At 64.6% G+C, this 15,814-nt stretch carries 16 protein-coding genes; 4 read left to right on the top strand and 12 right to left on the bottom strand.

Translation table 11 applies throughout. The features are described 5' to 3' along the window. Window positions 1-202 precede the first annotated feature (202 nt). The 5 genes from BJI67_RS01800 to BJI67_RS17710 all read right to left on the bottom strand — a co-directional run bounded on the left by BJI67_RS01800 (window position 203) and on the right by BJI67_RS17710 (window position 3,307). Window positions 203-778 carry a sugar O-acetyltransferase gene (locus BJI67_RS01800; protein WP_070071575.1) on the bottom strand — a complete coding sequence of 192 codons (576 nt, stop codon included), beginning with the start codon at window positions 776-778 and terminating at the stop codon, window positions 203-205. A 59-nt stretch (window positions 779-837) separates the two neighbouring features. Beyond that, complete coding sequence (locus tag BJI67_RS01805; protein WP_269449607.1) at window positions 838-1,887, bottom strand: DMT family transporter; 1,050 nt, start codon at window positions 1,885-1,887, stop codon at window positions 838-840. Window positions 1,888-1,976: 89 nt separating this feature from the next. Next, complete coding sequence (locus BJI67_RS01810; protein WP_070071577.1) at window positions 1,977-2,219, bottom strand: CDGSH iron-sulfur domain-containing protein; 243 nt, start codon at window positions 2,217-2,219, stop codon at window positions 1,977-1,979. Between the two features lie 56 nt (window positions 2,220-2,275). After that, window positions 2,276-2,713, bottom strand: coding sequence for a GNAT family N-acetyltransferase (locus BJI67_RS01815; RefSeq protein ID WP_070071578.1), 438 nt, complete (start codon window positions 2,711-2,713; stop codon window positions 2,276-2,278). 249 nt (window positions 2,714-2,962) lie between these two features. Continuing rightward, window positions 2,963-3,307, bottom strand: a complete 345-nt coding sequence (locus BJI67_RS17710; RefSeq protein ID WP_197513239.1) for an ArsR/SmtB family transcription factor — start codon at window positions 3,305-3,307, stop codon at window positions 2,963-2,965. 591 nt (window positions 3,308-3,898) lie between these two features. On the opposite strand from BJI67_RS17710, the gene BJI67_RS01825 reads away from it, so the two are divergent. Both BJI67_RS01825 and BJI67_RS01830 read left to right on the top strand, forming a co-directional pair. Next, window positions 3,899-5,512 (top strand): sensor histidine kinase, encoded by a 1,614-nt coding sequence (locus BJI67_RS01825; RefSeq protein ID WP_197513240.1) that lies wholly within the window; start codon window positions 3,899-3,901, stop codon window positions 5,510-5,512. Continuing rightward, a complete protein-coding gene (locus BJI67_RS01830) occupies window positions 5,509-6,183 on the top strand; it encodes a response regulator (RefSeq protein WP_083250544.1) in 675 nt (224 codons plus the stop codon). The genes BJI67_RS01825 and BJI67_RS01830 overlap by 4 nt, the downstream gene beginning before the upstream one ends. A gap of 46 nt (window positions 6,184-6,229) precedes the next feature. Here the strand turns inward: BJI67_RS01830 and BJI67_RS01835 are convergent, their stop codons facing one another. Together BJI67_RS01835 and BJI67_RS01840 are read right to left on the bottom strand one after the other, a co-directional pair. Then, entirely contained in the window at window positions 6,230-7,240 is a 1,011-nt protein-coding gene (locus BJI67_RS01835) for an aldo/keto reductase (protein WP_070071580.1), read from the bottom strand. A 114-nt stretch (window positions 7,241-7,354) separates the two neighbouring features. Further along, entirely contained in the window at window positions 7,355-9,958 is a 2,604-nt protein-coding gene (locus BJI67_RS01840) for an EAL domain-containing protein (protein WP_083250545.1), read from the bottom strand. 410 nt (window positions 9,959-10,368) lie between these two features. Between BJI67_RS01840 and BJI67_RS01845 the strand changes: the two genes are divergently transcribed. Continuing rightward, window positions 10,369-11,253, top strand: a complete 885-nt coding sequence (locus BJI67_RS01845; protein WP_156781988.1) for a cache domain-containing protein — start codon at window positions 10,369-10,371, stop codon at window positions 11,251-11,253. Then, complete coding sequence (locus tag BJI67_RS01850) at window positions 11,144-11,782, top strand: EAL domain-containing protein (RefSeq protein ID WP_083250546.1); 639 nt, start codon at window positions 11,144-11,146, stop codon at window positions 11,780-11,782. Before BJI67_RS01845 ends, BJI67_RS01850 begins: the two co-directional genes overlap by 110 nt. A 9-nt stretch (window positions 11,783-11,791) precedes the next feature. On the opposite strand, the gene BJI67_RS01855 is transcribed toward BJI67_RS01850, so the two are convergent. The 5 genes from BJI67_RS01855 to BJI67_RS01875 are packed head-to-tail and all read right to left on the bottom strand — an operon-like array spanning window position 11,792 to window position 15,802. Then, complete coding sequence (locus tag BJI67_RS01855; RefSeq protein ID WP_070071583.1) at window positions 11,792-12,574, bottom strand: N-acyl homoserine lactonase family protein; 783 nt, start codon at window positions 12,572-12,574, stop codon at window positions 11,792-11,794. After that, window positions 12,571-13,221: a cysteine hydrolase family protein gene (locus BJI67_RS01860; protein ID WP_197513242.1), complete on the bottom strand. Its 651-nt coding sequence runs from the start codon at window positions 13,219-13,221 to the stop codon at window positions 12,571-12,573. The genes BJI67_RS01855 and BJI67_RS01860 overlap by 4 nt, the downstream gene beginning before the upstream one ends. A 13-nt stretch (window positions 13,222-13,234) precedes the next feature. Then, entirely contained in the window at window positions 13,235-13,999 is a 765-nt protein-coding gene (locus BJI67_RS01865; RefSeq protein WP_070071584.1) for a creatininase, read from the bottom strand. Between the two features lie 17 nt (window positions 14,000-14,016). Then, the gene (locus BJI67_RS01870; protein WP_083250547.1) at window positions 14,017-14,769 is read right to left on the bottom strand and encodes an SDR family NAD(P)-dependent oxidoreductase; all 753 of its coding nucleotides are present in this window, start codon (window positions 14,767-14,769) and stop codon (window positions 14,017-14,019) included. A gap of 1 nt (window position 14,770) precedes the next feature. Beyond that, window positions 14,771-15,802, bottom strand: a complete 1,032-nt coding sequence (locus BJI67_RS01875) for a fatty acid desaturase family protein (RefSeq protein ID WP_083250548.1) — start codon at window positions 15,800-15,802, stop codon at window positions 14,771-14,773. Window positions 15,803-15,814: the final 12 nt, after the last annotated feature.

A 15,814-nucleotide genomic window follows, 5' to 3' on the forward strand; every position in this document is an offset into this window, starting at 1 on the left:
TTAGCGGCTTGATTGGCGAAATCCAATTTCGTGCCATGCGAAGCTGAGGTTCGCTCATATAAGATACCCAAGATAGAGAAATGCACTTCTTGATGCGAGTAGAAACTGACCACGGTACGGTGAAGATGAGCGGAACGCCCTTACTGCCGGTGGTGCAAGGGGGGCAAGTCCGGCGGATGGATGGACGAAGGCTGTGTATGCATCAACCGCCGGCTTCGTCGCCGAGTTCGCGTACGACCCTGGCTGGCACGCCGGCCACGAAGGTGTTCGGCGGGACGTCCCGGGTGACCACGGCACCGGCGCCCACCACGGCGTTCTCGCCGATGCTCACGCCGCCGAGGACGGTCGCGCCGGCGGCGATCCAGACGTTCCTGCCGATGGCGATGGGTCTGACCTCGATAAAGGCGCGCCGCTCGGCCGGGTCGAGCGGGTGGCTCGCGGTGATCAGGCTCACGTTCGGTCCGATCATCACCAGATCGGCGATCTCCACCCCGCCCATGTCGTAGACGGTGCAGCCCTGGTTGATGATGACCTTGCGCCCGATGCGGATGTTGCGCCCGCATTCCGTATGAAACGGCGGGATCAGCTTGAAGGTCTCGTCGACCGGTTGGCCGGTCAATTCGCCGAACAGCGCCCGGATTTGCGCAGCGTCCTCGAAGCCGAGCCGGTTCAGCTTTGCGGTCTGGCGCATGGCCCGTTTGACGTCGGCGGCGATCGCGTCCCACTCGGGGCTCGGGATCGGTATGCGCCTAGCGGGCGGCCGGGAACGGCTGTTCATCGGCTCAGGCCGACTGGTGCATGGCGGTTTGTGGGGTCAACGCGCCCGCGTCGACGCAGTCAGTGGCCATGGCGGTGATGCGCGTCGGGAAAGTGTGCGTGGGCGTGCGTCTGCGGCTCGTGCCGGTGGGCATGGCTGTGTCGGGTGTCGGGGGCGACGGGAAACGGGTGCGTGTGCTGGTGGTGTTCGTCGTGGACGTGCGCGTGTTCGTGCAGCAGCGCCTCGTGCGTATGCCGGTGTGCGTGATGCTCGGTCAGGTGCAGCCAGGTGCCCAGGCCCATCAACGCGCCGGCGACCAGCAGCTTGAGGGTGAAGGGTTCGCCCATCAGTACCGCGAGGGCGGCGCCGAAAAACGGCGCCACCGAGAAATACGCGCCGGTACGGGCCGTGCCGAGGTGGCGCAGCCCGGCGACGAACAGCGTCAGGCTGACGCCGTAGGCCATCAGGCCGACGAGCATCGCCCCGGCGATCGCGGACGGGCTCGGCAGGGTGGCGCCCAGCGCCAGTGCCAGCCCGAGATTGACGATGCCCGCGACCAGGCCCTTGATGCCGGCGATCCACGCGGCGTCGCTGAGCGAGACCTTGCGTGTCAGGTTGTTGTCGATGCCCCAGGCAAGGCAGGCGCCCAGGATCGCCAGTGCGGGCCACCATCCGGCGAAGCGGGCCTCGCCCGGCCAGCTGATTACCACCGCGCCCAGAACGATGGCGGCCATGCCCAGGGCGATGCGCCGGTCGAAATTCTCCTTGAAGGCGAACCAGGCCAGCAGTGCGGTGAACACGCTCTCGGCATTGAGCAGCAGCGACGCCCCGGTGGCCGGCATGCGGGTCAGGCCGAACATCAACAGTACCGGCCCGACGATGCCGCCGGCCGCCACGGCGCCGGCGAACCAGAGGACTTCGGTACGCGAAATGGACACGCGCGGGGCGCGCGTGACGATGCGGTAGGCCATCAGGCCGATGCCCGAGCCGAGGTAGAGCAGGCCGGCGAGCAGCCACGGCCCGACGTCGCTCAGCAGCGCCTTGGCCAGCGGTGTGCCCGCGCCGAACAGCAGGGCGGCGGCCAGCGCGGCCATGACGCCCGGGTTGCGTAAGCCCGATGGGGTGTCCACCTGATTGCCTCTGTCCAGCGGATCGAATGGTCAAGCGTAGCTGAGCGGACCGCGGCGGCCAACAGGTCGCATCGGATTTGCGCGGTCGATTACAAGGTTTCGTGCGTACCGTCGCAGAAGGGCGGGTTGCCGGTGCGCTTGCAGCCGCACAGATAGACGGTTTCCGTGCGTTCCGCGGTGAACTGCAGTGGGGTGAATCCGCCGCGCGTGTGCGAGCCGTCGCAGAAGGGCTGCTGGCGGCTGTATCCGCAGGCACACCAGAAGTAGGATTTGTTGGCCTCCACGGCGACGGCGTAGGGGCCCTTGCGGGCGATTTTGGGTTGTTCGCTCATGTGTTCGTCCTCATAGATCCGGACCCGGGTTGGGCTGCGTGTGACTCCTGCGGTCGTCAGGCATCGAAGCGTATCTGGAAACCGACCTTGTCTCCGCTGAAACCGCAGGATTCGTAGAACGCCAGATTCTGCGGCCGGCGGGCACCGGTTGCCAACATGACCTTGTAGCACCCCGCGTCATGTGCCGCATCGCGTGCGTGCGCCATGAGGGCGCGTCCGACGTCCTGGCGGCGTCGGTGCGCGGCGACTATGACGTTTTCGATCACTGCGAACGGGCGTCCGCCGCGTGCCAGCGAGGCGCAGAAATACAGCGTGTAGGAACCGACGATTTCACCGTCGTCGTCCGCGACCGCGATATAGCCGGTACGGGTGATATCCGCGAACAAGCGCACGAGGTCGGCGGGGGCGATAGCGGGTTCGGGTGGACGGTCGTAGCCGAGATACAGTTGTACGACGGTCTCGGCATCCTCGATGCGGGCGTGGCGGATGTCCACATCAGTTGTCCGTTGGGCAGTGTGCTTAAGATTACCAGTCTGTCGATGAATTAGGCGTGCGTATTTCGAGCCTATGCGGGGAGGTTTCGGAAACGAAGAAGGCCCCGGTTTCGCCGGGGCCTTCTTCGCACGAGTCGCATCGTTCCGAGTAGATCAATGGACCGTGATGGGACCGGCTTTCGCGATTGCGTAACCGCTATGGCACGGCTGTTGTCTTACCCGTGGTGTCTTTCCCTGTGCCTGCGGGGATCACGACGGGTAAATAATATCCTTGATGAGTTCGTATACTTCAGTGGTGCCGGTGGTATTGGCGCGATAAATGTATGATGGCCCGATGCGCCGTCTCGCGACCCAGCCCCCATCGTGCAGGATGCCGAGATGCTGCAAGACATTCTGCTGTGTTGAGCCGACCTGCTGCTGAAGTTCCTTGGTGCTCATTTCCTTGTCGCCCAGCGTGTCGAGCAATGCCAACCTCAACGGATGCGCCAGTGATTTCAGGGCGCGCGACATGCTTTCCGTGGGGCCAGTGTGCCTGCGCTGTCTGGTGACGGTTTTTCCTCGGGTTTGAATGTTTTCCAGGCTGTTAGCTTGCATCTCGGTATTGCCTCGGTGAAGGTTGTAGTGGTTTCTGGTTTTGAATTTCGCGGGCCATGCAGACCTATTCCCATGCTGACCCGCTCGCGGGTTGCATATGGGTGTTATGCGGCGAGGGCGCATGCCTGATATCTGCGGTCCGTCGGCCTCGAAGCCGCCTTGGACGCGCGTAATTTGTTTGCGAGAGGGTGTTACAGGCAGGCGCGATAGATGTCGTACCGTGCTTGCGTAATACCCAATCCGCATCGTCAATCTGCTGTGGATGGCTGTCTTTCGCCGGCGCCGGATTCGGCCTGTTCGCGAAAGAGGCGCAGCCGTGTATTCTGCGCAGCCGTGGTGTCGGATTGTGCTTGCTCGAAACCCTGCCCCTTGGGAATATGCCGAGGGATAACCATCCGAATACAGCCATGGAAAACTTTACTGGAGCAGGCGGCTTCGCTGAATTAGGTAAAACCCCTAATTCGCATTAGTAAGTCCCATCATTCTCATGTTTGCCGATCCTTTCATATGCGAGTCGCCACCTCGGGCCGTGTGTCCGTGAATGTGTTGAGGTCCAAAGCGTTGTTCGCCGACCTGTCACGACAGGTTGGCGTGGCCGTCCTCTTCTTCGTCATGGGTCGAGTCGGGGTGATGCTGTCCATCGATCATTCCTACGTGACCGTCATATCGCCGCCCAGCGGTCTGTCCCTGGTTGCCATGCTGGCCTTCGGCTACCGGATGTTTTACGGGATCGCCATCGGTTCGTTTTTCCTGAATCTGTCGCTGGGTCTGCCTTCGGGCGTGGCTGTTGCCATCGCACTTTGCGACAACCTGGAATATCTCGGCGGGGCCTACCTGCTGCGTAACCTGACCGATTTCAATCTGAGCCTGAGCCGCCGTCAGGACGTGTTCGCACTGGTTTCCCTGTCCGCCATCCTGGCGACGACCTTCAGTGCCTTGCCGGGGCTGGCCGTATTGCATTTGGCCGGGCTGGTACCCGCGCATGAAATGGGATGGTATTTCCTCAAATGGTGGGTGGCCGGCATGCTGGGCGTGCTGGCAGTGGCGCCCATCCTGCTGGTGGTGCTGACGCATGCGCTTCCCAGGCCATCGCGAGCACGCCTGCTTGAAGGCGTGGTCCTGCTGGGAATGATGCTGACGCTGCTGTTCGTGATATTCGGTACACCCACCAAGCATGGGCATGGCTACTATCCCGCCGCGCTAGCCATTTTCCCCTTCATCATCTGGGGCGCGCTGCGCTTCGGCATGTGGGGTGCCGCATTGTTGAACCCCATTGTGGCCGTATCGGCCATCTGGGGGACCAAGCACGGGATCGGACCCTTTTCGGCTTCTACCCCGCTCGATAATCTGCTGCTGCTCTGTCTGTTCATCAATGTCATGTCGATGATCGGCTTGCTGCTGGCCGCCATGGGCAATGAGCAACGGGTGGCGCGAGAGGAGCTGACCCAGTCCCGGGATGGGCTGGAAAGCCGGGTTCAGGAGCGGACCGCGGAATTGGCGCAGGCCAATCAGCAGTTGAAACGCGAGATCGCGGAGCGCAAGCATCTGGAAAGCGAACTGCTGCAGGCCGACGAAAGGCAACAAAGAACCATCGGCATGGAATTGCACGATGGCCTAGGCCAGCATTTGACGAGTACGGCGTTTTTCTGCGCCACCTTGCATCAGCAGCTCCAGGCTGAGGGGCGCACCGAGGCCGTGGCGGCCAAACGCATCGTCGATTCGATCAATGAAGCCACGAAGATGGTGCGCGCCTTTGCGCGGAACCTCTACCCGGCCGTGCTGGAGGCGCATGGCCTGGTCACGGCATTGGGCCATCTGGCGGAAAACACGCGTGCACTGCAGGGCGTTTCCTGCGACTTCCACGCCGATCCCGACGTGGAGCTACAGAGGTCGTTTTTGGCGATAAACCTCTACCGCATGGCGCAGGAAGCGGTGAACAATGCGATCACACACGGACAGGCCCGCAACCTCAGGATCGAACTGAGTCAGGTCGACGGCCTGTACCGGCTGACAGTCAGCGACGATGGCGTGGGTTTCGACCCGGGCTCCGATTGGATGAACGGATCGAACGAGAAGGCGCGAGGGATGGGACTGCACAATCTGCAATATCGGGCCAGCCTGCTGGATGGCACCCTGAGTATCCACAGCGAGCCCCAGGTGGGCACAACGGTGACGGTCGTCTGCCCGGTGGAAGCGAATCCATGAGCGCATCGACGATGCCGGCAAGCTCGAAGCCCCCGGCGCGGATCCTGATCGTCGACGATCATCCGATCGTGCGCGAAGGGATAGCCAAGTTCCTGGGGCTTTATGACGAATTCCATGTTTGCTGCGAGGCCTCGGACAAGGACAGCGCGCTGGCGGCGATGGCGGAATGCGAGCATGACCTCGCAATCGTCGACATCTCATTGAACGGCGGCTCGGGACTCAATCTGATCAAGACGCTGAGGCAGAACTATCGCCAACTGGCCATTCTGACCCTGAGCATGCACGACGAGGCGCTGTTCGCCGAACGGGCCCTGCGCGCCGGCGCCAACGGCTACCTCATGAAGCAGGAAGGTACCGAGCACATCCTGTCGGCGGTGCGCCAGGTGCTGGACGGAAACGTCTACCTCAGCGCCGGTATGCTCAACCGGGCAGCCCAGCAGCTGATGTCGAATGCGCGAGGCAAGTCGGACCAGATCGCCGGGATCACGGAGCGCGAGTTCGAGATACTGCATCTGATCGCCCTGGGATTCGGCACCCGGGACATCGCCGAAAAGCTGAATCGCAGCACCAAGACCATCGAAGCCCATCGCGCCAATCTCAAGGACAAGCTGCAGCTTGACAGCGGGCGGGATCTGGTCCGCTTTGCGATTCAGCTGTTGGGTGAGAAATAGCCGGGTCTGTGTCCCGAAGCCCCAGCGGGGCTGCGGGAGTTAAGAATCAGTCGGCTACCGCATCGCCTCGTTCGCTGTCGAGGCTCGCCAGCATGGACTCCGGATAACGCCCGCCGGCGACGGCGTGCTCGGGCAGGGCGCGATCCAGTTCGGCGAGATCGGTGGCGGTGAGTTCGAGTTCGAGCGCGGCCAGGGCCTCGGCGAGTTGGCCAGGGGTGCGCGAGCCGACGAGCGGGACGATGTCCTCGCCCTGTGCGGCGACCCAGGCGATGGCGATCTGCGCGCCGGTGGCGCCCTTGATCGCGGCGAAGCGGGTGAGGGTGTCGGCCAGCGCGATGTTGCGTTCGACATTGCCGGGTTGGAAGCGAGGGAAGCGTCCGCGGCCGTCGCCCGGTTTCGAGGCGCCGGGGCGCCAGCGCCCGCTGAGCAGTCCGCGCGAAAGCACGCCGTAGGCCGTGATGCCGATGCCGAGCTCGCGGCAGGTCTGGAGGATGCCGTGTTCGATGTCGCGTGAGATCAGCGAGTATTCGATCTGTAGGTCGCTGATCGGGTGCACGGCAGCGGCGCGGCGCAAGGTCGCGGAGCTGACCTCGGAAAGACCGATATGGCGCACATAGCCGGCCTGGACCATGTCCGCGATGGCGCCGACGGTATCCTCGATGGGCACTTGCGGGTCGAGTCGTGCAGGGCGGTAGATGTCGATATGATCGACACCCAGGCGCTGCAGCGAATAGGCGAGAAAGTTCTTGAGGGCCGCGGGGCGCGCGTCATAGCCGCCCCAGCCGCCGGCCGGGTCGCGCAAGGCGCCGAACTTCACGCTGATCTGTACGGCATCGCGCGGCCGATCCTTCAGTGCCTCGGCGATCAGCAGCTCGTTGTGCCCCATGCCGTAGAAGTCGCCGGTGTCGAGTAGCGTGATGCCGGCGTCGAGCGCGGCATGGATGGTACGGATGGCAATGGCGTGATCGGCCGGGCCGTACATGCCGGACATGCCCATGCAGCCGAGGCCCAGGGTGCCGGTGCGGGGGCCTTGCCGGCCCAGTTGACGCAGTTCCATGTGTCTCGCTCCGCAGCGGAGTGGCGAACCGCCGGGTGATTCGGTGGTGCGGTCCAGTGGGTAGGACAATCCTATGTCCACAAGGTTCTCAGGGCAATGCCGAAGCGCGTCAGATCATGGATCGAGGGTCGAGGGGAGTTTTTCCGCGGGTCCCGGGTGCCCGAAGAAATAGCCCTGGAAGCAATGGCAGCCGAAGGTGAGCAGGGCGTCACGCTGTGCCGCCGTCTCTACACCTTCGGCGATGACCTCGAGATCCAGGCTGCTGCCGAGAGCCAGAATGGTCTTCACGATGGTCGCATCGTTGGGGTCGTCGAGCAGGTCCTGGACGAAGGACTGGTCGATCTTGAGTTGATCCAGCGGCAGGCGCTTGAGGTAGCTCAGGGAAGAGTAGCCGGTGCCAAAATCGTCGAGTGAAAAGCGTATGCCATGTGTGCGCAATGCCTTCATCTTTTCGATCAGGGTATCCATATCCTCGGCGAGGAGGGTTTCAGTCAGTTCCAGGCCTAAGCGTTCGGGGTTGGCCCCGGTTTCCTTGAGGATGTGCAGGACGTCGGCCACAAAATCCGGGTGGTGGAACTGCCGTGCACTGACGTTGACCGACAACGGCAGATCGGCATACCCCGGCTGCTGGCTCCAGGTCACGAGCTGCTCGCAGGCAGTGCGCAGAATCCATTGGCCGATGGCAATAATAAGCCCCGAGGACTCGGCCTCGGCGATGAATCTACCAGGGGTGATCAGCCCCTTGTGCGGATGCTCCCAGCGCAACAGGGCCTCGGCGCCGATGAGCAGGCCAGAGGCATCGACTTGCGGCTGGTAGTAGAGCAGGAAATGTCGGTGGGTGATCGCCTCGCGCAGTTCCGTCTCCAGGGCCGCGCGCGCGGACAGCGAGGCCTGCATCAGAGGATCGAAGAACTTGACCTGATTGCGCCCGGCGGCCTTGGCCTCGTACATGGCCATATCGGCGCGTTTGAGCAACTCGTCGACACGGTTGCCGACTTCGGAAAACAGCGCCGCGCCGATACTGGTGGTGATGTTGTGGCGGTTGCCGTTCAGCAGAAATGGATCGGCGAAGGAGTCGAGTAGCTGACGCGCGACGCCTTCGGTACGCGCAATGGCCGCGTCCAAGTCGCTGCCCAGGCGTTCCATCAGCAGCACGAACTCGTCGCCGCCCAGGCGCGCCAGGGTATCGTTGCGTCTGACTAGGGCACCGAGACGGGCGGCCACCAGCTCGAGCAGACGGTCGCCGTGCGCATGCCCCAGGGTGTCGTTGAGTACCTTGAAGTTGTCGAGATCGATGAACAGCAGGGCGCCGAGCGAACGTTCCCGCGCATAGTCGTCGAGGGCATGACGGGCGCGGTCGAGCAGCAGGGCACGGTTGGGCAGGCCGGTGAGTGGATCGTAGAAAGCGAGCTGATGGATCTTTTCCTGGGCACGTTTGTGTGCGGTGAAATCCGTCGAGATGCCGCACAAGGCGTAAATCCTGCCGCGTTCGTCGCGCAGTGGTTGTTTAACGGTCAGGTAGGTGCGACCGGTTGCGCGCGGATTGCCCGTACCTTGTTCTTCGATGGTCAAGGTTTCTCCGCTGACGAGCACGTGCTGATCCTCAGTGTGCATGCGCTCGGCGGTTTCGCTATCGAACAGGGCATCGTCGGTCTGCCCGAGAATCGCCTCGGAATCGCGGTCTAGACGCAAGGTCTGTCGATGGTTCACATACTGATAGCGCAGGTCTTCGTCCTTGATGAAAATGCAGGCATCCACGCTGTCGAGGATCACGGCGAGCTTGGCCTCCGTGATCTGTAGGTGGCGGCCCTGTGCCAGTACCTGGCGTCGCTGCAGCCACATGGTGACGAGCGCCAGTACCAGCAGCAGATTAAGCAGACCCACGCTCCACCAGACGGAGGCCGGAATATGGGTTTCGCCGACCGCGGCCTTCCAGTGTTCCAATATCCGGTAATAGGGCGACTCGGGTGTGGTGATCCACTGGCCGAGATAGAAATCGATGGCCTCAAGCAGGTCCCGATTGGTTCCCTTGGGGACCGCGAAATAAAGCTGGCTGGGTTGGAAGATGATCGGTGTGGCCTTGAGGCCGTAGCGCCGTGCTGCGATGTCACCGAAGAAATAATTCGTGGCCACGGCGTCGATATTGCCCTGTGCTGCTTGGGCAAATGCTTGGTCGAGACTATCCAGGGGTACGATGCCGGCCTTGCGCACACCGAAATCGTGCAGCATCTGGCGCAGATAGCGCTCCTGGCTGGAATCGGCGAGCACGCCGATCCGTTTACCGACCAGATCGTGCACCGTGACGATCATCACGTGGGGGTTGCGGTAAAGTTCGGACCAGCCATGCAGCGCGGGGATTGAGCCGAAATCGAGAAATCTGGCGCGTTCCTCGTTGTAGGTAACGTCCGGCATCAGATCGATTTTGCCTTCGCGAAGCTCCTGCAGACACTTGCGCCATGTGCAGGCCACCGGCTGTACCTGCCAACCCTCGCGGTCGGCAATGGCATATAGCAGGTCACCGAAGATGCCTGAAATTCGACCGTTCTCAATGAATATCTTGGGTGGGTTCTCATAGACGCCGACCCGAATCATGCGCCCTGCGCAGGCATCTTGGCTGTTCAGCCAGGTGAATAGCGCCAGACAGGCGATGAGGAGTGGCCGCCAATAGCGCAGTGCGAATTCGCGATGGCCTTGCCCCTGGGGAAGATTACGACGCATGGATGCTCCCGGTTCAGGGTTGGGCGCCGTTATTCGGTGCGCCAGCAAGCTTCCCAGACGGTTGATTGTCGCTCAGGAAATTTATAACAAATTCTTATTGTTGGAGTATAGCGTCTGCGAGGAACCGGGGCTGCAATCGGCGACCGTGAGATTGCCCATTTGCCTGGCGATTTGGGTTGTTGGGTATTAGTCTCAGAAGAGAATTAAGGAGGGTGTCTCGATCAGGCCGGCGTCTGGGGTCTGCGAATTCGCTTCTCCGGCGGAGACAAGAATGAGACTGAGCTTCAAGTTCGGCCTGGTGGTGGTTGTGGCCGCCTGCGTGACGGCAGGGGTGCTGGGCGCCTTGAGCTATCGCACCATGAGCAACGTGCTCCAGGAAGATGCCATCAATAGCCAGCTGGCAGCGTCTCATGGGATTCTCAACAAGGTCGATGATGCTCTCGATCGTGCGCATCCTGACCGAGGATGCATTTCTCAAACTGTATGTCACCTTCCCCGTCGAGCGAACGTCCAGTAACACCCTGCTGCTGAGCCAGGAATTGGCCGATCGTGCCGAGTACACCGGACCCTGGGACGGTCTAGAGGTGTTCGACCGACAGGGCGACAAGCTGCTGAGCGCCGGTCAGGTGCAACAGGGCGGAGGTAATGTGCTGGATACCCTCTACGCCTCGGCATTTCGTCGGGCCCTGGGCGGAGAGACGTTCGGTGGCCTGCTGCGTCGCCGGACCAAGAACGGCGAGCCGATTCTGGTATTCGCTGCCCCGATTCGTGCCGAACAGGAGAAAAAGCCTTCACCCAGTGGGATGGAGGTAGAGGATCCCGTGACCGGAGTGATAGTGGCGCTATATCACTGGCCTGCCATAGCCGGCATGCTCAAGCACGGTTTTCGCACCGGGGATATTTATCTGTTCGACCGCGCTGGTGATGTCCTTGCTAGCTACGCACCCAACATGGGGCAACAGCCGCATACCCATACGGATGAGCATGCGGCGATCCAACGCAGACTGGCGAGTTCCGGCGAAATCGAGGTTGTGCATCTGGTGCATCATGACGACCGCGCGATGCTCGCGACGCACGTCATCCAGAGCCCTGCCGTCTACCCTTCACTGGGCTGGGGTGTGGCGATCGAGCAACCCGAGGACGTGATCTTCGCTCCCGCTCGCCGGTTGGCAGGATGGAGAAAAATTGCTGCTGCCCGGCGATTTCCTCCCGGTCGCCGAGGATACCGGACTGATTCTGCCGCTAGGCGAATGGGTGCTCGATCAGGCCTTTCGGCAGACGCGTGCATGGCATGAAGCGGGCGTTCCGCTCAAGGTGGCGGTCAATCTTTCGGCCCGCCAACTGTGGCACAGTGGAGTTGCTGATCGCATTGTCGAGGTGATTGAGCGCACCGGCGTGGACAGCCGCTACGTCGAGTTGGAAATTACCGAAAGCGTGATGGGCCAAGATCCGCAGCACATGGAATCCGTGGTGCAGTCCTTCCATACCGCCGGTTACAGCATCGCCCTGGACGATTTCGGCACCGGATATTCCTCGCTCAGCCGTTTGAAGTCGTTGCCCATCGACACGCTCAAGATCGACCGTTCCTTCGTCGACGGCGTGCCCGGCGACAACGACGATGACGCCATCGTGGTGGCCACGGTGCAGCTCGCGCACAGCCTCGGTCTGCGCTCGCTGGCCGAGGGCATCGAGACCCAGGCGCAGTGCGACTGGCTGCGCGCGCAGGGCTGCCGTTACGGCCAGGGATTCTTGTTCAGCAAACCCGTCACGGCCGAGGAGATCGCCGACCTGTATTTCCGCGAGGCGCTCTGCCGGGATGCCTAAGGGGGTCTACTAGTCGTAGAACCCGGGAAACGGCTTGCGCGAACGCCAGAAGGCCATGTCGTGGTTGGGCCATAGCACGGCGCCGGTCTCCTGCGCCGTGCGCTTGAGTTTGCGGATGCTCGCGACCGCCATGTCCTCGCGGTCCTGCCAGCACAGCCCCGGCGCGATCTCGTCCTCCAGGTTCTCGGTGAGGTCGGCCGCGTCGCCGGCAAGAATGATCGGCGGGCCCTTGGGCAGCTCGACGTAGAGCGACATGTGTCCGGCGGTGTGGCCGGGGCTTTCGATGGCGCGCACGCCGGGGGCGAGTTCGTATTCGCCGTCCGCGTAGCGCCAGCGGTAGTCGCCGGCGAAATCGTCCTGGAAGTAGGCCTCGTCGGCCTGCGCGCGCGCCGCCTCCCATTCGCGCCGGTGCACGTGGATTTCCGCGCCGCAGACCTCGCACAGCCCGCCGGCGTGGTCGAAGTGCAGGTGACCGACGAACACGAGGTCGATGTCGGCGGGGGCGAGCCCGAGACGCGCGAGCCGGCTCGGCAGGCGGTCCTCCTCGCGCATCTCCGGCGGTCCGAACGGAAAGGCCGCATGGTCGTAGTAGCGCGCGCGCCGCGCGGGATCGCTGAGCTTGCCGTAGTCACAGCCGACGTCGTACAGGATGCGGCCCTGCGGCGTCTCGATCAGGTAGGCGAGGATGGGTGCCTCGATGAAGATCCCATGCCCGCGGTTGCGCGTTGACAGGGTCTTCTCGTAGCGATGGATGCCGGTCAGCAGCGGGGCGAGTCGGATGCTGCGGGTCATGCGTCGTCTCCGGGGTGCTCGGTGCGCCAGGCGCGCAGGACGGTGTCGGTATCGGCGACCGCGCCGAACACGCCGCCTTCCCCGCGGATCATCGCGAGGGCGGCCGTGTGCAGCGCGGGGTCGGCCGCCGCGCAGGCGTCGGCGACGGTGGTGCAGCGGTAGCCGAGATCGACGGCCGCGCGCAGGGTGGAGTGTACGCAGACGTCGGTGGTCACGCCGGCGATCACCAGCCGGTGGATGCCGGCGGCCGCGAGGTGCCGGTCGAGATCGGTGGCGTGGAAGGCGCTGTAGCCGGGCTTGTCGATCACCGTTTCGCCGGGCAGCGGCGCCAGTTCGTCCACGATGTCCTGGCCGTATTCGCCGCACACCAGCAGCCGGCCGAGCGGGCCGGGATCGCCGACCGGCGCGCCCGCCGCCGCGCAGCGGTCGCGCTTCGCCGGGGTAAGGTCGGCGAGATCGGGGCGGTGGCCCTCGCGGGTGTGCACCACGGTCAGGCCCTGTGCCCGCGCCGCGTCCAGCAGGCGAGCGATGTGCGGGATGGGCGCGCGCAGGCGCGCGACGTCGAGCCCGGCCTGCGCGGCGTAGCCGCCCGGCTCGCAGAAGTCGCGCTGCATGTCGATCACCAGCAGGGCGATGTCGGCGGCCACGCGGCGGGTCCGGTCACGCGAAGGCCGCGGCGACCGCCTGCGCGAGGCCGCCGCAGACCGCCTCGGCCAGCAGGGCGCCCTTGGCGGCGCTGGCGCCGCGCGCCGAGGACAGCACGCCGGAGGGCGGCACGCGCTCGGTCTCGGGCGGGTAGAGGTCGTAGGGCGGGAATTCGGCGGGGCCGTCGTCGGGAATGCGGTCGGTCCACACCAGGTCCGGGTGGAAGTGCAGCATCAGCGAGGTTTCGATGACGGCGGCGTGCTCCAGGGCGAAGCCGGGAAAGCCGTCGGGGAACACCTCGCCGAGCACGTCCTCGGTGCAGAAATCCCAGTATTCGGTGCGCAGCACGCGCAGGCCGCAGTCGCGGCCGAGGTCGCGCAGGGCGAGATCGATGCCCTCGATCAGGAACCACTGGTTCTCGTAGTGGCCGTCGACGAGGGCGAGCTTGCGCACGCCGTGACGGGCGAACTCGCGGATCACGTCGCGCGCGAGCTGGCTGAGGTGGTCGCCGTCGAGGCTGGTGGTGCCGGGAAAATGCTGGCCGCCGCCGCAGCGCGGCTGCGACTTGTAGCCGTAGGCCAGCGCGGGGGCGACGATGCCGCCGCAGCGGCGCGCCGCCTCGCAGGCGACCGCGGTGGAGAGCATCGCATCCACCCCCAGCGGCAGGTGCGGCCCGTGCTGTTCCAGCGACCCGCAGGGCAGGAACACCACCGGATCGTCGGTCTCGACGCGGCGGCGGTACTCCACCCAGCTCATGCGTTCCATGCGGACTTCGCTCATCGGTTTCGGCTCCGGGGTCAGGTCATCAGTGCGCCGCCGTTCGGCCCCAGCGTCTGTCCGCAGTAGAACGAGGCGAGCGGCGAGGCGAGGAAGACGACGCTGGCGGCGATCTCCTCGGGCTGGCCGAGGCGGCCGAGGGGAATGTCCGTTTCGCGGGCGATCACCTCGGGGCTCATCAGCGAGGGGTCGAGCATGGCCGTGGCGACGGGGCCGGGCGCGACCGCGTTGACGCGGATCGTGGGCGCGAACTCGCGCGCCAGCGAGCGGGTGAGCCCGATCACGCCGGCCTTGGCGCTGGTGTAGGCGGCGTAACCGGCGCGGCCGAGATAGCCCAGCTCCGAGGCGACGTTGACGATGCAGCCGCCGCCGCGGGCCAGCATGTCCGGCAGGGCGGCGCGGCAGCACAGGAACACGGACTTGAGGTCGGTGCCGAGTACGCGGTCCCAGTCCGCCTCGTCCATGTCGAGGAAGGGGCGTTCGAGGATGATGCCGGCGTTGTTGACCAGGATGTCGATGCCGTCGAGCGCGGCCACGACCTTGTCGATCATTGCCCCGACCTGGGCGCCGTCGGAGACGTCCGCCTCGCAGGCGATGGCGCGCGCGCCCAGCGCGCGCAGCCGGTCGACCACCTCATCGGCCTCGGCCGCGCGGTCTAGGTGGTTGACCGCCACCCGCGCGCCGGCCTCCGCGAGGGCCAGCGCGGTGGCCCGGCCGATGCCGCTGGCGGCGCCGGTGACCAGGGCGGTCCTGCCGCTCAGGTCGATCTGCACGTCACACCGCCGTGAGGAAGGAGACGCCGACCGCGCCGACGAAGCCGTCGGCCCGCCCCGGACCTTCGCCGACCGTGCCGTAGTCGCCGTCGAGCATGCGGGCCATGCGATTGCGGTGATAGGTGCGCAGCAACTCGCGCATCGGCAGCACCTGCGGGTCGGACGCGCCGTACAGATCGCGGTGCAGCGCCGGCAGGCGGAACCAGGGCACGCTGGCGCGCGCGTGGTGGGCGTTGTGGTAGACGAAGTTGAGGGTCAGCAGGTTGAGCCAGGGGTGCGCGACCGACACCAGATTGGAATAGGTGTTGCGGTATTCGTACTCGCGGTCGCGAGCCGGCATCTCGGGCGGCTTGCCGCTGTCGAGCAGCGGATAGGCCTCGTAGGTGTGCTGGAAGGCGTCGACGAAGCGCAGCACGCTGAGAAACAGCAGGTAGGCGAGGGCGTACAGCCACAGCGCGCGAGGCGCGTAGAAGCCGAGCGCGGCGAACAGCGCGAGGCGGATCGCCAGTACGCGCAGCACGCGTCCGCGTTCGCTGCGGCGTTCCGCGGAGATGAACGGCAGTGCGATGACGAAGCCGTGCATGAGCAGCTCCACTGCCGGTACGTACAGCCATTCCAGGCCGAACACGAGCCCGCGCAGCGGCGCCGGCAGGCGGCGCAGGAAGCCGCGGTAGTCGAAGGTGATGATGTCCGCACGGTCGGCGTGGTGGCGCAGATGCTTGCGGCGCAGGCTGTCGAAGGAGGCGTAGCAGGCGCCGGTGATCCAGGCCATGATCGCCCCGAAGCGTTCGTTGGTCGCGCGTGCACGGAACACCGTCATGTGCGCGAATTCGTGGATGAAATAGGCCGCGATCACCAGGGTGTGTGCCGTCAGCAGCACGCCGAGGGCGGCGAGCAACGGCTCCGGTTGCGTGAGCAGCCAGACGCCGAGCGCATAACCCAGGGTCGCATAGGCGAGGAAGGCCCAGGTCGCCAGGGTGCCGCCGGGTTCACGCGGCGCCAGCGCCGCGAGTCTCGTGGTCCAGGTTTGCATGGTCGTCCTCCG

The sequence above is a fragment of the Acidihalobacter aeolianus genome, assembly GCF_001753165.1.
Classification (GTDB): Bacteria; Pseudomonadota; Gammaproteobacteria; order DSM-5130; family Acidihalobacteraceae; genus Acidihalobacter; species Acidihalobacter aeolianus.

Excerpts from the sequence above, each read along its gene's own strand:
- BJI67_RS01800 (WP_070071575.1), bottom strand. The coding sequence starts at position 778 with ATGAACAGCCGTTCCCGGCCGCCCGCTAGGCGCATACCGATCCCGAGC.
- BJI67_RS01810 (WP_070071577.1), bottom strand. The coding sequence starts at position 2,219 with ATGAGCGAACAACCCAAAATCGCCCGCAAGGGCCCCTACGCCGTCGCC.
- BJI67_RS17710 (WP_197513239.1), bottom strand. The coding sequence starts at position 3,307 with ATGCAAGCTAACAGCCTGGAAAACATTCAAACCCGAGGAAAAACCGTC.
- BJI67_RS01830 (WP_083250544.1), top strand. The coding sequence starts at position 5,509 with ATGAGCGCATCGACGATGCCGGCAAGCTCGAAGCCCCCGGCGCGGATC.
- BJI67_RS01835 (WP_070071580.1), bottom strand. The coding sequence starts at position 7,240 with ATGGAACTGCGTCAACTGGGCCGGCAAGGCCCCCGCACCGGCACCCTG.
- BJI67_RS01840 (WP_083250545.1), bottom strand. The coding sequence starts at position 9,958 with ATGCGTCGTAATCTTCCCCAGGGGCAAGGCCATCGCGAATTCGCACTG.
- BJI67_RS01845 (WP_156781988.1), top strand. The coding sequence starts at position 10,369 with ATGGGATTCTCAACAAGGTCGATGATGCTCTCGATCGTGCGCATCCTG.
- BJI67_RS01855 (WP_070071583.1), bottom strand. The coding sequence starts at position 12,574 with ATGACCCGCAGCATCCGACTCGCCCCGCTGCTGACCGGCATCCATCGC.
- BJI67_RS01865 (WP_070071584.1), bottom strand. The coding sequence starts at position 13,999 with ATGAGCGAAGTCCGCATGGAACGCATGAGCTGGGTGGAGTACCGCCGC.
- BJI67_RS01875 (WP_083250548.1), bottom strand. The coding sequence starts at position 15,802 with ATGCAAACCTGGACCACGAGACTCGCGGCGCTGGCGCCGCGTGAACCC.